We start from the raw sequence: 12115 nt of genomic DNA on the forward strand, positions 1-12115 counted from the left end.
GCCCTTACCATTTGCTACCAGAGTTAGACGCGCTTGAAAATCAAGGAGCCGTTTGTACCACCGAAGCCAAAAGAGTTGGAGAGTGCATACTCAAACTCGGCTTTTCTGGGAACATTCGGTACCAGATCCAGATCGCACTCATCGTCTGGATTGTCCAGATTGATGGTCGGAGGAGCAATCTGATCTCGCAACGCCAATATGGTAATGATAGCCTCAATCGCACCCGCCGCACCCAACAGGTGGCCGGTCATAGATTTGGTGGAGCTAATCATCAACTTGTTGGCATGCTCACCGAAAGTGCGTTTCATGGCGCGCAACTCAGCCAAATCACCCAGCGGAGTCGACGTGCCATGAGCATTCACGTAGCCAATCTGCTCAGGAGTCAGGCCTGCATCCAAGATAGCATTATGCATGGCCAAGGCCGCGCCTGAACCATCTTCTGGTGGTGCAGTCATATGGTTAGCATCAGCACTCATACCAAAGCCAACAAACTCGGCATAAATCCTGGCACCACGCGCCTTGGCATGTTCGTACTCTTCCAGCACCAACACACCCGCGCCATCCCCCAGCACAAAACCATCGCGATCCTTGTCCCAAGGACGACTGGCCTTTTGCGGTTCATCGTTGCGCGTGGAGAGAGCCTTAGCGGCGGCAAAACCACCCATGCCCATAGGCGTGGACGCTTTTTCCGTACCACCACACACCATCACATCGGCATCGCCGTAGGCGATCATCCGAGCGGCGAAGCCAATGGCATGGGTACCCGTGGTACAGGCCGTAGTGACCGCGATATTCGGCCCACGCAACCCTTTCATGATGGAAATATGCCCCGAGGCCATGTTGATGATGGTCGAAGGCACGAAAAAGGGACTGAGCTTACGCGGTCCGCCAGCGATCAAACTGAAATGATTCTGCTCAATCAGCCCCAGACCACCAATACCGGAACCCACTGCCACGCCAACACGGGGGGCATTTTGTTCTGTGATCTCAAGTCCAGAATCGTCCAGCGCTTGAAGACCTGCCGCCACGCCATACTGGATGAATAAATCCATCTTACGGGCGTCTTTGCGAGAAATACCGAACTGCTCAGGATCGAACTCTTTTACCAAACCAGCAAACTTGGTTGGAAATTCAGTCGTATCAAAGTGCTCGATGTTGGTGATTCCACTCTGGCCTTGCAGCAATGCCTGCCAGGAGATTTCAGCAGAATTACCAACAGGTGAAAGCATACCCAGACCGGTCACCACAACTCTGCGTTTTGACACAGGATTGCCTCCGCGAGGTAAAATTAAAAAAGATGCAAAAGAAACAAGAGCGGCCTCTAGCCGCTCTTGTAGACCAGGAGATTAATCCTGATTGGAATTGATGTAATCGATAGCAGCTTGAACTGTGGTGATCTTTTCTGCTTCTTCATCAGGAATTTCAGTGTCGAACTCTTCTTCCAGCGCCATTACCAGCTCAACGGTATCCAGAGAGTCAGCGCCCAGATCATCGACAAAAGAAGCTTCTGACTTAACGTCTTCTTCCTTGACGCCCAGTTGCTCGATGATGATTTTCTTAACGCGTTCTTCGATATTGCTCATGACCTGATTTTTCCTTTAGAAATACGCAATTGCGTGTCGTTGCAGTAGTTTATTCGATTGTTCATAGTTTGCAAGACTGTTAGGCGTGGTCAAACCAGGATTTTAGACATCCATCGCCTAAAAAACTGCATAAATATGACCACTATTTGTCCTGCTGACTAGACCATATACATGCCGCCATTGACATGTAACGTCTCACCTGTCACATAAGCGGCTTCATCAGAAGCTAGAAATAACACGGCCGCAGCGATCTCTTTCGGATCTCCCAGTCGATTGGCTGGCACCTGACTCAGGATGCCACCTCGCTGCTCTTCTGTCAGAGCCTGGGTCATATCCGTTTCGATAAAGCCAGGAGCGACGGCGTTCACCGTGATGCCACGTGATGCGACTTCACGAGCCAGCGACTTGGTAAAACCAATTAAACCGGCTTTGGCGGCCGCATAATTGGTCTGACCCGCATTGCCCATGGTGCCCACCACGGAGCCGATATTGATGATGCGGCCATAGCGTTTTTTCATCATGGCACGCAGCACCGGCTTGCTCAGACGATACAAAGAGGTCAGGTTGGTATCAATAATATCCTGCCACTCATCGTCTTTCATGCGCATCAGCAGGTTATCCCGCGTAATACCGGCATTATTGATGAGAATATCGACCTCACCAAACTTCTCTTTGATCGCAGCAAAAAGAGATTCGATTGATTCAGGGCTAGTTACATTCAACACCAAACCACAACCGGCATCGCCAAGATAAGCCGAGATAGCCTCTGCACCACTTTGGCTGGTAGCCGTCCCCACCACCTTGGCTCCCTTAGCTACAAAGGCCTCGGCGATGGCACGGCCAATCCCACGACTCGCCCCGGAAACCAGTACAACTTTATCATTGAAACTCATGATCTTTCCTTTAAGAGAAACGGTCTGTTATTGCAGTTTGGCCAGCACATCTTGCATCGATGCCGGATCATTGGCGGCCACGCCTTCAACGCGCTTATCAATACGCTTGGCCAGTCCGCTCAACACCTTACCCGGGCCCATTTCGACCGCAAGTTCCACACCAACATTGGCCATGGATTCAACCGTCTCGGTCCAACGAACCGGGCTGAATAGCTGACGCACCATAGCACTCTTGATCTTGGCCGGATCGGTTTCCGCCGTCACGTCCACGTTGTTAATCACCGGGATCAGCGGTTGCTGTATTTCGATCTCAGCAAGCGCCAGTGCCAGCTTATCAGCAGCAGGCTGCATCAGAGCACAATGGGAAGGCACGCTTACCGGCAGGGGCAACGCCCGCTTGGCACCTGACTCTTTCATCAGCACATTAGCTCGCTCCACCGCCTCTTTATGGCCGGCAATGACCACCTGACCAGGCGAGTTGAAATTGACAGGAGAAACCACCTGCCCTTGCGCAGCCTGACGACAGTTTTCAGCGATAAGATCATTGTCCAAGCCAATGATGGCCGACATGGCGCCCACCCCTTCCGGCACGGCTTCCTGCATGGCTAAACCACGCAACTCAACCAACTTCACGGCATCGCTAAAAGCCAAGGCACCAGCACATACCAGAGCAGAGTATTCACCCAGGCTATGACCGGCCATGACTTCAGGTTGTGCACCACCCAACTCTTGCCAAACACGCCACAGAGCAACTGAGCTGGTCAGCAGCGCAGGCTGGGTACGCCAGGTCTTGTTCAACTCTTCCGCTGGCCCATCCATGACCAATTGGAACAGATCGTAACCGAGAACCTGACTAGCTTCTGCAAAGGTGGCTTTGATCACCGGATACTCAGCGGCCATCTCGGCCAACATACCAACACTTTGTGAACCTTGACCGGGAAATGCGATCGCGAACTTTGTCATCTTCATCATTGTCCTGTGAATTTAGAAACGGATCAGGGCCGAGCCCCAGGCAAAACCACCACCAAACGCTTCCAGCAGGATGAGCTGGCCCCGTTGAATACGCCCGGAGCGCACGCCCACATCCAACGCCAGGGGAACCGAGGCTGCCGAGGTATTACCATGTTTGTCTAATGTCAGGATCACCTGATCCATCGACATGCCCAGCTTCTTGGCCGTGGCACTGATGATCCGGTAATTGGCCTGATGGGGCACCAACCAGTCAAGCTCTGACTTATCAATGCCATTGGCCGCCAGGGTCTCTGTGACAATCTCGCTTAACTGCGTCACGGCCACCTTGAATACATCATTGCCCTTCATATACATGTAGGGAGAGAAGTCATCAGGGACGTCACCGCGCTTGGCGTGGGGCAACTTGAGCAGCTCACCGTAGCGACCATCGGCATGCAGGTGGGTCGACAGAATCCCCGGTTCGCTAGATTGCTCCAACACCACAGCACCCGCGCCATCCCCAAAGATGATGATGGTGCCGCGATCAGTCGGATCACAGGTCCGCGACAAGACATCCGCACCGACCACCAGAACCCGTTTAACCATGCCACCACGGATAAACTGATCCGCCACGCTCAAGGCATAACTAAAACCGGCACAGGCCGCAGAAAGATCAAAGGCAGGAATTTTACCGCAGCCCAGCAGGGCCTGCAGTTCACAAGCGGCGGCAGGGAACGCATTCTCTGCGCTGGTGGTGGCCAACACTATCATGTCCAGTTCAGCAGCCGAGATCCCAGAAGCCTCGAGTGCCTGTTTGGCAGCTTCATGGGCCATTGTTGCCACTGTTTCATGGTCACCAGCAATACGGCGCTCTTTTATACCGGTACGCTCAACAATCCACTCATCACTGGTTTCGACCATACGCTCAAGATCAGCATTGGTGCGAACCATTGCGGGCACATAACTGCCCGTACCAAGAATTTTACTAAACATAGGTTCGACTAGCGCCTGTCTAATAGTACTGACTCAAGCCGTTCGGCTATACGCAGAGGTAACTGGCGTTCAACCTCTACCACAGCTTGCAAAACGGCATTGGAGAAAGCATGCCTCTCGGCACGCCCATGACTTTTGATAACGATGCCGCGCAATCCTAACAGACTTGCCCCATTATACTGGTCGGGGTTCAGGTGGGATAAGCGACGCTTGAAAAAACGAGTCAACAGCGATTGAAGCCACCCGGCCATACCACTGAGTTGTTGATGGCTCGCCTCGGAGAGTAACCGTACCATCCCTTCTGCGGTCTTGAGTGCAATATTCCCCACAAAACCATCACATACAATCACATCGGCCACGCCGGAAAAGAGCGCATCGCCCTCTATGTAGCCGATATAGTTGAGCTCAGGCGTTTTGGTGATCAACTCGGCGGCCTGTTTGACCTGTTCATTCCCCTTGTTGGCCTCAGCCCCCACATTCAGCAACGCTATGGTCGGGTTGGCAATGCCTAGCACCACTTCGGCAACGACACGCCCCATCACCGCAAATTGCCAAAGATTATCTGGGCCACAATTAACATTGGCACCCAAATCCAGAAACACGGATCGCTGTCCCCGCATGGTAGGGACGCAAGTCATCAGCGCAGGCCTTTCGATACCAACGATGCACTTCAGCACCCGGTGAGCAATCGCCATCAGAGCCCCGGTGTTCCCGGCGCTGACACACGCCTGAGCACGCCCCTGCTTGACCAACTCAATGGCCACATACATGGAGGAGTCTTTGAGATGACGCAAAGCAAAAGCAGGTTGGTCTGACATGGACACCACTTGGGAAGCCTGGATCAGTTCAACACGGGGATGTGAATCTAACGCATAAAGCTGTAGATATGACAATACGCTCGGTTGATCGGCAACCAAGAGTAATTTTAAATGCGGCAAAAGCGACAGTGCCTGCGCGGCGGCAGGCACTGTTTCAGAGGGACCGTGGTCGCCCCCCATCAAATCTAACGCTATGGTTAGAAAAGACAAAAAGTATCCTTACTTAATAATTAAATTAAGCAATAACCTTCTTACCACGGTAGAAACCGTCTGCAGTTACATGGTGACGACGGTGAATTTCACCAGAAGTCTGATCCACGGTCAGAGCAGTAGCAGTGAGTGCATCGTGTGAACGACGCATACCACGTCTGGATCGGGTTTTTCGGTTCTGTTGTACGGCCATTGACCTTACTCCTAATTCATTTACTGTGTTTCAAATTGTTCAGAGCTGCAAACGGGTTCGGACGTTCATCAGCAGGCGCAATCTCACCCCAACTCATCTGCATGCCTGCCCGCCTGCACTCATGCTCGGCGTGCATGGGTACTATGGGCAAGTTGAGGATTAATTCATCCTCTAGCAGTTGGTGAAGATTAATTTCGCCGTTTTCATCCAACTCAATGGGCTCATAAACATCCGGCAGCTCATCCTCCTCTATCTTGGGAGAGAGAGGAGTGTATATGAACTCAACGTCGCAATGATAATCGAAAGGGTCACCGCACCGTTGGCACTCAAGTTTGACATGGGCATGGGCAGTACCCTCAACAACCGTCAAACCTTGGGCATCAGTACCAAAGGACAATTTAGCTTCGATATCACCTTGAACATCGACTACAGATTCAGCCAGCCGCTCAAGCTGAGCGCGTTCAACGAACCCTTCATAATCAAGGCGTTTCACGGCACAGCGAACTGGATCAATCTTAATGGGCAACTTCACCTTTTCCATAAGGCGCGCATGATATAGCCATGGTCAGATATAGTCAAAGGAAAATCCATAAAGCCTGAAAACTCAGTGAATAATCTTGGCTTGGTGATTATGATCAGCCCTCCATCCGATGTGAAAGGCACTTCCATGCTCCCGGCTCCCTTGATACTGGCCTCCAGCTCCCAATACCGCCAGGCTCTGCTACACAAACTAGGCCTCCCCTTTACCACAGCAGCTCCCGACATTGACGAAAGCACCCGCCCCGGGGAGACACCCGAGCAACTGGTGGCCCGCTTGGCTACTGAAAAAGCCCAAGCCGTGGCCAGTAGCCATGATCAGGGTTGGATCATCGGATCTGATCAGGTGTGTGTGATCAATCAGCAGATCCTAGGCAAGCCGGGCACCATTGAGGCGGCTTTTGCGCAGTTACGCCAGGCCTCTGGGCAAGCCATCACCTTTTATACCGGACTCTGTCTGCTGGATGCAGCCAATGGCAAGAGGCAACTCATAGTCGAACCCTATCGGGTCCATTTTCGTCAGTTAAGCGATGAGATGATCAAACACTACCTGCAGTTGGAGCAACCTCTGGATTGTGCGGGCAGTTTCAAGAGTGAAGGGTTGGGCATCACACTGTTTACCGCCTTTGAAGGACGGGATCCCAACAGCCTGATCGGCTTGCCGCTAATGGCCCTGATCGATATGTTAGCGTTATGGGGAGTGACGTTACCCTTACAACCATAGCCACAGCACAGCGTGCCTGGCTAGCCGTGTGACAGGCCTGACGCTAGCAGTGTCGGCAGCAGATCCAAGCTCGCGATCACGGCCTGGGGTTGATAGATCTCAAGCCGCTCAGCTGAATGCACACCCCAGCTGATGCCGATACGGGCCATGCCCAACTGCTTGGCCATGGCCATATCATGGATTGAATCCCCCACCATCACAGCCTGATGTAGGGGGATCTCCAACTCTGCCAGCAACTGCTCCAGCATCAAAGGGTCCGGTTTGGAGCGCGCCTCATCAGCCCCACGTGAAGCATGGAAGAAGGAGGCCAACCCCGTCTCTTGCAGAACCCGATCCAGACCTGCCCTGGCCTTGCCGGTGGCCACGGCCAGGATAAAACCCTGGGCATGCAAGCGGGCGATCACCTCCGCTACCCCAGGAAAGAGGGGCGTTGGCGTCTCATCCAAAAAAAGGTAGTGCTCCCGATAGCGAACGATCAACGCCTCTACCTGTGCATCCGTGACATCTGCAAACAAGCGAGGCATAGCTTCCCGCAAGCTCAAACCGATGATCTCCTTAACCTGCTCAGTCGAGGGGATCGGCAAGGAGCAATCCAATGCCGATTTTTGCATGCAGGAGACGATTCGCCCCACCGAGTCCATCAAGGTACCATCCCAGTCAAAGATGACCAGGCGGTAAGCTCCACTCATGATTGGGCATCCAACCGGTTCAGCACTTGTTGCAGGTGGGGATCCAGCGGGGCTTCCATTGTCAGCTCACGATGATCAACGGGATGCTGGAAGGTGAGACGGCTAGCATGCAGAAACAGGCGCTGCAGGCCCAGCTCGCGCATCAATGCATCAAATTGCGGTTCACCGTACTTATCATCACAGGCAATCGGATGACCAGCATGAAGCGTATGCACCCGGATCTGGTGAGTTCGACCGGTAATGGGGCTGGCCTCGACCAGAGTCGCATCGGCATAGCGTTTGAGAATATGGAAACGTGTCTCCGAGGGTTTACCTTCGGAATTGACGCGCACTATTCGTTCACCCGATTGCAACACATTCTTGAGCAATGGCGCATTCACCACCTTGACATGAGCCTGCCACTGACCGCGCACCAGAGCCGAATACTGCTTGCGCATGGTCTTCAGCCGTAGTTGTTCATGCAGGCTCTTCAGGGCGCTACGCTTCTTGGCAATCAAGAGACAACCCGAAGTATCCCGATCCAGGCGATGAACCAGCTCCAGAAAACGAGCGTCGGGACGCAGCGCCCGCAAACCTTCAATTACCCCGAAGCTAAGGCCACTGCCGCCATGAACCGCCATGCCAGCCGGCTTATTCAGCACGATCAGCACCTCATCCTCAAACAGGATCATGGACTCTAGCGCCTGGATGCTCGAGAGTTTCGGCGATGGCAACTCATTCTCTTCAGCCACCCGCACAGGCGGTACCCGCACCTCATCACCTGCCACCAACTTATACTCAGGCTTGATGCGTTTTTTATTTACCCGCACTTCCCCTTTGCGCAAGATCCGGTAAATCAGGCTCTTTGGCACACCCTTTAGCTGAGTCTTAAGAAAATTATCTATGCGCTGCCCTTGCTGCTCAGCATCGATTACCAGCAGTCGCACTTGTGGATTTGATGTATTCATGGCGACAATTCTACATCAGATGGCGAGCTTTGTCGCAAAGCCAAAACGCTACCTTGCTATACAGACAGTTAAAATGAAATAATGCCGAGCGATTTTCAGCAACCAACCGCCTGGTAAACGGGTTGGATCAGGCTCGACCGAAGACAGTGGGTCAAGGATGTTGTGTTCATGCATTACTTTTACAGCACCGTTGAGCCCCCTGTGGCAGCCTGATAGTTGTCGTAAATCCTGATTTCGCCAGATTGTTCTATACCCGCCAGGTCACATAGTGGCCTGTCGAGTTTCAAGGATACAAAGAATAGCCCTGTGTGCGCCTCATGCATGACCAACCGGGAGGTTGCTCGACCATGCTGCAGACTCGAGGTCGGCTCTGCTTATGTATCCATCAAATGGCGAGTGCATTTCACATCAGAACACAAAACTTTAATTAGAGAACTGAATGAAAAGAATGTTAATCAACGCAACTCAAGAAGAAGAGTTGCGCGTTGCCCTCGTTGATGGACAACGCATTTATGACTTGGACATTGAAAGCCCAGGCCATGAGCAAAAGAAAGCTAACATCTATAAGGGTAAAATCACTCGGGTAGAACCTAGCCTGGAAGCCGCCTTCGTTGATTACGGAGCCGAACGCCACGGTTTTCTGCCATTAAAGGAGATTGCCCGCGAATATTTCCCCGCTAACTACTCCTTCTCCGGCCGCCCCAACATCAAAGAAGTGATCAAGGAAGGCCACGAAGTCATAGTACAGATTGATAAAGAAGAACGTGGCACCAAGGGTGCGGCGCTCACTACCTTTATTAGTCTGGCAGGTAGTTATCTGGTGCTGATGCCCAATAATCCACGCGCCGGTGGGATTTCCCGCCGTATCGAAGGAGATGAGCGGACTGAACTCAAGGAAGCCTTAACTGGTCTGGAAGTCCCGGACGGCATGGGGCTGATAGTGCGTACCGCAGGCGTTGGCAAATCCAAAGAAGAGCTGGAGTGGGACTTGAATGTACTGCTCAAGCATTGGGAAACCATCAAATCAGCCGCCGATAAACAGTCAGCTCCCTTCTTGATCCACCAAGAGAGCAACGTCATTGTGCGTGCCATTCGCGACTATCTGCGTCGTGACATAGGCGAGATCCTGATCGATAACCCCAAGGTGTTCGAACGGGCCAAGCAACATATCGAGCTGGTTCGTCCTGACTTCATCAGTCGGGTAAAACTGTACAACGGTGAGATCCCGCTGTTCAGCCACTTCCAGATCGAAAGCCAAATCGAATCCGCTTTCCAGCGCGAGGTTCGCCTCCCCTCTGGTGGCTCCATCGTCATTGATCCGACCGAGGCGCTGACCTCTATCGACATCAACTCGGCACGCGCCACCAAGGGCGGTGACATCGAAGAGACGGCACTGCAGACCAACCTGGAAGCAGCCGATGAAATTGCGCGCCAACTGCGTCTGCGTGACTTGGGTGGCCTCATCGTCATCGACTTCATCGACATGACCCCGGTGCGTCACCAGCGTGAAGTGGAAAACCGCCTGCGCGATGCGGTGCGTCAAGATCGGGCTCGCATTCAATTGGGCCGCATCTCCCGTTTCGGTCTACTGGAGCTGTCACGCCAGCGCCTGCGTCCCTCACTCAACGAGTCCAGCACCCATGTCTGCCCCCGTTGTATGGGTCAAGGCACCATCCGTGATAATGAGTCCCTGGCCCTGGCTATCCTGCGCCTCATCGAAGAAGAAGCGCTTAAGGACAACACGGATCAAGTTCACGGCCAAGTGCCCGTTGATGTGGCCGCCTTCTTGCTCAACGAGAAGCGCTCTGCCATCTTGCGTCTGGAACAGCGTCACCAGGTTCGTATCTTCATCATTCCTAATGAACTGATGCAGACACCGCACTTTGAAGTGATCCGTGTACGCTCTGGTGAAACTAGCGATGCGCCAAGTTACGAACTCAAGAGCGAGCTGGTGCGTGATAGCTATGAACCCAAATTGCTGGAGCCACGTACCGTCAGCGTTGAGCCTGCAGTACAAGGTTTCACGGCACCGCCCCAACCTGCGCCCGTAGCCCAAGTGACTCAGCAACCAGGCCTGTTTACTCGCCTGTTTGCGTCGCTGATGGCCATGTTCCGTGGTGATGAGCAACCGGAAAGCACCTCAGATAAGAAAATCGCTGAGCGCACCGATAGCCGTCGCCGTCGTGAGACAAGCCAACGAGACAGCCATCGTCGTGGTAACAATAGCCGTCGCGAGAAGAGCAGCCGTGATGAATCGCCAGAAAAAACCGGCGAAGAGGGTATCAAGAGTGAGGAGCGCTCACCTGCTCGTCGGCAACGCACCGAGCGCCCTGAACGTGGCGAGCGTACCGGACGTGGCGAACGCACCGAGCGTAGCGAACGCACCGAGCGTGGCGAACGCACCGAGCGTGGTGAACGCACCGAGCGTAGCGAACGCCCTGAGCGTAGCGAACGCACCGAGCGTGGCGAACGCACCGAGCGTAGCGAACGCACCGAGCGTAGCGAACGCCCTGAGCGGACTCGTCAGCCACGACCGGAACGCAAGCCTCGTGAGACACCCGTCGCCGCGGTAGAAGCCGAGGCCGTGGTCACCGAGAGCGATTTGCAGCAGCGTCAGGAAAAAGAGCAAAAGGTCGCCGAACGTCGTGAGCGTCGTAACATGCGCAAAAAAGTGCGTGTAACCGAACCAGGGGAAGCCATCCAGGCCCCGACTGAGCCGGTCGTGATCGCCCAAGACGAGTGGACCAGCCGTGATGAACTGCCGACTACCGATGTGGTACAGGTAGAAACATCCCTGGTTGAGGCTCTGATCCAGGAGAAGCTGCAACTGGTTGATGAACCTGCGATGTCAAATGACAATGCAGAAGATGCGGAGAAATCCAAGTCTCATGGTCAACGCCGCAAGCGCATCAATGAAGATGCTCGCCGTCAGCGTCAGCCACGCGCTGAGCACTCCGATGATGCTCAAACCAGCGAAAGCGAACAGGAAGAGAGCCATGCAGAATCTGCTGGCGAGTCAGCAGAGCAGGGGCGTTCACGCCGCTCTCGCCGTCGTCCAACGGAGACGGCAACCAGCTCCACTGACGTGGTCGAGCAAGAGGCTGTCAACGTTGTGCCCACCGCTGTCGTTGTGGAAGCAAGCGAGCCAGTCGTGCGCGAGTCTGAAACGCCTGTAGCTCCTGTAGCTGTAGTTGCCGAGGCTGCGGTTGCCATAGCGGCACAAGTTGAGACTCCGGTCGCACAACCTGTGGTCGCTATCGAACCGCAACCCGAGCCGATGGAAGCTGTTGCGCCGGTAGTTCAAGCCCAAGCGGAAGCCGCGAAACCTCGTAAGGCTCACCGCAGTGGTGTACTGAGCCAAGTGCATTTTGCACAGGCTGAGATGGCACTGCCAGCGCCCGCCCCCGAGTTACCGGTACAGGCAATTGACTACCCGCCGTTTGAGCGTCAACCGGCTCAAGTCTCTGGACGTAAGGCCAGCATCAAGGATCTGCGCAGTATTGCTTCGGCACCTGCGTGGCGTCCAACCGCTGACTGAGTTGTTCATCAAGCAAAAGGCCGTGCAATTGCACGGCCT

At 53.9% G+C, this 12115-nt stretch carries 12 protein-coding genes; 2 read left to right on the forward strand and 10 right to left on the reverse strand.

Annotated features, from left to right (window positions below; genetic code table 11):
• Positions 1-23 precede the first annotated feature (23 nt).
• The 8 genes from fabF to yceD all read right to left on the reverse strand — a co-directional run bounded on the left by fabF (position 24) and on the right by yceD (position 6182).
• The gene (gene fabF, locus ACZYTD_RS05000; RefSeq protein ID WP_463889921.1) at positions 24-1265 is read right to left on the reverse strand and encodes a beta-ketoacyl-ACP synthase II; all 1242 of its coding nucleotides are present in this window, start codon (positions 1263-1265) and stop codon (positions 24-26) included.
• An 81-nt stretch (positions 1266-1346) separates the two neighbouring features.
• Complete coding sequence (gene acpP, locus ACZYTD_RS05005) at positions 1347-1583, reverse strand: acyl carrier protein (RefSeq protein ID WP_460884668.1); 237 nt, start codon at positions 1581-1583, stop codon at positions 1347-1349.
• A gap of 158 nt (positions 1584-1741) precedes the next feature.
• A complete protein-coding gene (gene fabG / locus ACZYTD_RS05010; protein ID WP_463889923.1) occupies positions 1742-2476 on the reverse strand; it encodes a 3-oxoacyl-ACP reductase FabG in 735 nt (244 codons plus the stop codon).
• Between the two features lie 27 nt (positions 2477-2503).
• Entirely contained in the window at positions 2504-3439 is a 936-nt protein-coding gene (gene fabD / locus ACZYTD_RS05015; protein WP_463889925.1) for an ACP S-malonyltransferase, read from the reverse strand.
• A 21-nt stretch (positions 3440-3460) separates the two neighbouring features.
• Entirely contained in the window at positions 3461-4420 is a 960-nt protein-coding gene (locus ACZYTD_RS05020; RefSeq protein WP_463889927.1) for a beta-ketoacyl-ACP synthase III, read from the reverse strand.
• 8 nt (positions 4421-4428) lie between these two features.
• A complete protein-coding gene (gene plsX / locus ACZYTD_RS05025; RefSeq protein ID WP_463889929.1) occupies positions 4429-5448 on the reverse strand; it encodes a phosphate acyltransferase PlsX in 1020 nt (339 codons plus the stop codon).
• Between the two features lie 25 nt (positions 5449-5473).
• On the reverse strand, positions 5474-5641 hold the full coding sequence (gene rpmF / locus ACZYTD_RS05030) for a 50S ribosomal protein L32 (RefSeq protein ID WP_463889931.1): 168 nt from the start codon (positions 5639-5641) through the stop codon (positions 5474-5476).
• Between the two features lie 16 nt (positions 5642-5657).
• Positions 5658-6182, reverse strand: a complete 525-nt coding sequence (gene yceD, locus ACZYTD_RS05035; RefSeq protein ID WP_463889933.1) for a 23S rRNA accumulation protein YceD — start codon at positions 6180-6182, stop codon at positions 5658-5660.
• Positions 6183-6308: 126 nt separating this feature from the next.
• Between yceD and ACZYTD_RS05040 the strand changes: the two genes are divergently transcribed.
• On the forward strand, positions 6309-6902 hold the full coding sequence (locus tag ACZYTD_RS05040) for a Maf family protein (RefSeq protein WP_463889935.1): 594 nt from the start codon (positions 6309-6311) through the stop codon (positions 6900-6902).
• A gap of 20 nt (positions 6903-6922) precedes the next feature.
• Here ACZYTD_RS05040 and ACZYTD_RS05045 read toward each other — a convergent pair whose 3' ends face one another.
• Together ACZYTD_RS05045 and rluC are read right to left on the reverse strand one after the other, a co-directional pair.
• Positions 6923-7591: an HAD family hydrolase gene (locus tag ACZYTD_RS05045; RefSeq protein WP_463889937.1), complete on the reverse strand. Its 669-nt coding sequence runs from the start codon at positions 7589-7591 to the stop codon at positions 6923-6925.
• A complete protein-coding gene (gene rluC, locus ACZYTD_RS05050) occupies positions 7588-8538 on the reverse strand; it encodes a 23S rRNA pseudouridine(955/2504/2580) synthase RluC (RefSeq protein ID WP_463889939.1) in 951 nt (316 codons plus the stop codon). Before rluC ends, ACZYTD_RS05045 begins: the two co-directional genes overlap by 4 nt.
• Before the next feature lie 439 nt (positions 8539-8977).
• Here rluC and rne point away from each other — a divergent pair, with 439 nt between their 5' ends.
• Positions 8978-12076, forward strand: coding sequence for a ribonuclease E (rne, locus tag ACZYTD_RS05055; RefSeq protein WP_463889941.1), 3099 nt, complete (start codon positions 8978-8980; stop codon positions 12074-12076).
• The last annotated feature ends 39 nt before the right edge of the window (positions 12077-12115 follow it).

The sequence above is a fragment of the Pseudaeromonas sp. HNCC25DJ180 genome, from assembly GCF_055413345.1.

Excerpts from the sequence above, each read along its gene's own strand:
- acpP (WP_460884668.1), bottom strand. The coding sequence starts at position 1,583 with ATGAGCAATATCGAAGAACGCGTTAAGAAAATCATCATCGAGCAACTG.
- fabG (WP_463889923.1), bottom strand. The coding sequence starts at position 2,476 with ATGAGTTTCAATGATAAAGTTGTACTGGTTTCCGGGGCGAGTCGTGGG.
- fabD (WP_463889925.1), bottom strand. The coding sequence starts at position 3,439 with ATGACAAAGTTCGCGATCGCATTTCCCGGTCAAGGTTCACAAAGTGTT.
- ACZYTD_RS05020 (WP_463889927.1), bottom strand. The coding sequence starts at position 4,420 with ATGTTTAGTAAAATTCTTGGTACGGGCAGTTATGTGCCCGCAATGGTT.
- rpmF (WP_463889931.1), bottom strand. The coding sequence starts at position 5,641 with ATGGCCGTACAACAGAACCGAAAAACCCGATCCAGACGTGGTATGCGT.
- yceD (WP_463889933.1), bottom strand. The coding sequence starts at position 6,182 with ATGGAAAAGGTGAAGTTGCCCATTAAGATTGATCCAGTTCGCTGTGCC.
- ACZYTD_RS05040 (WP_463889935.1), top strand. The coding sequence starts at position 6,309 with ATGCTCCCGGCTCCCTTGATACTGGCCTCCAGCTCCCAATACCGCCAG.
- ACZYTD_RS05045 (WP_463889937.1), bottom strand. The coding sequence starts at position 7,591 with ATGAGTGGAGCTTACCGCCTGGTCATCTTTGACTGGGATGGTACCTTG.
- rluC (WP_463889939.1), bottom strand. The coding sequence starts at position 8,538 with ATGAATACATCAAATCCACAAGTGCGACTGCTGGTAATCGATGCTGAG.
- rne (WP_463889941.1), top strand. The coding sequence starts at position 8,978 with ATGAAAAGAATGTTAATCAACGCAACTCAAGAAGAAGAGTTGCGCGTT.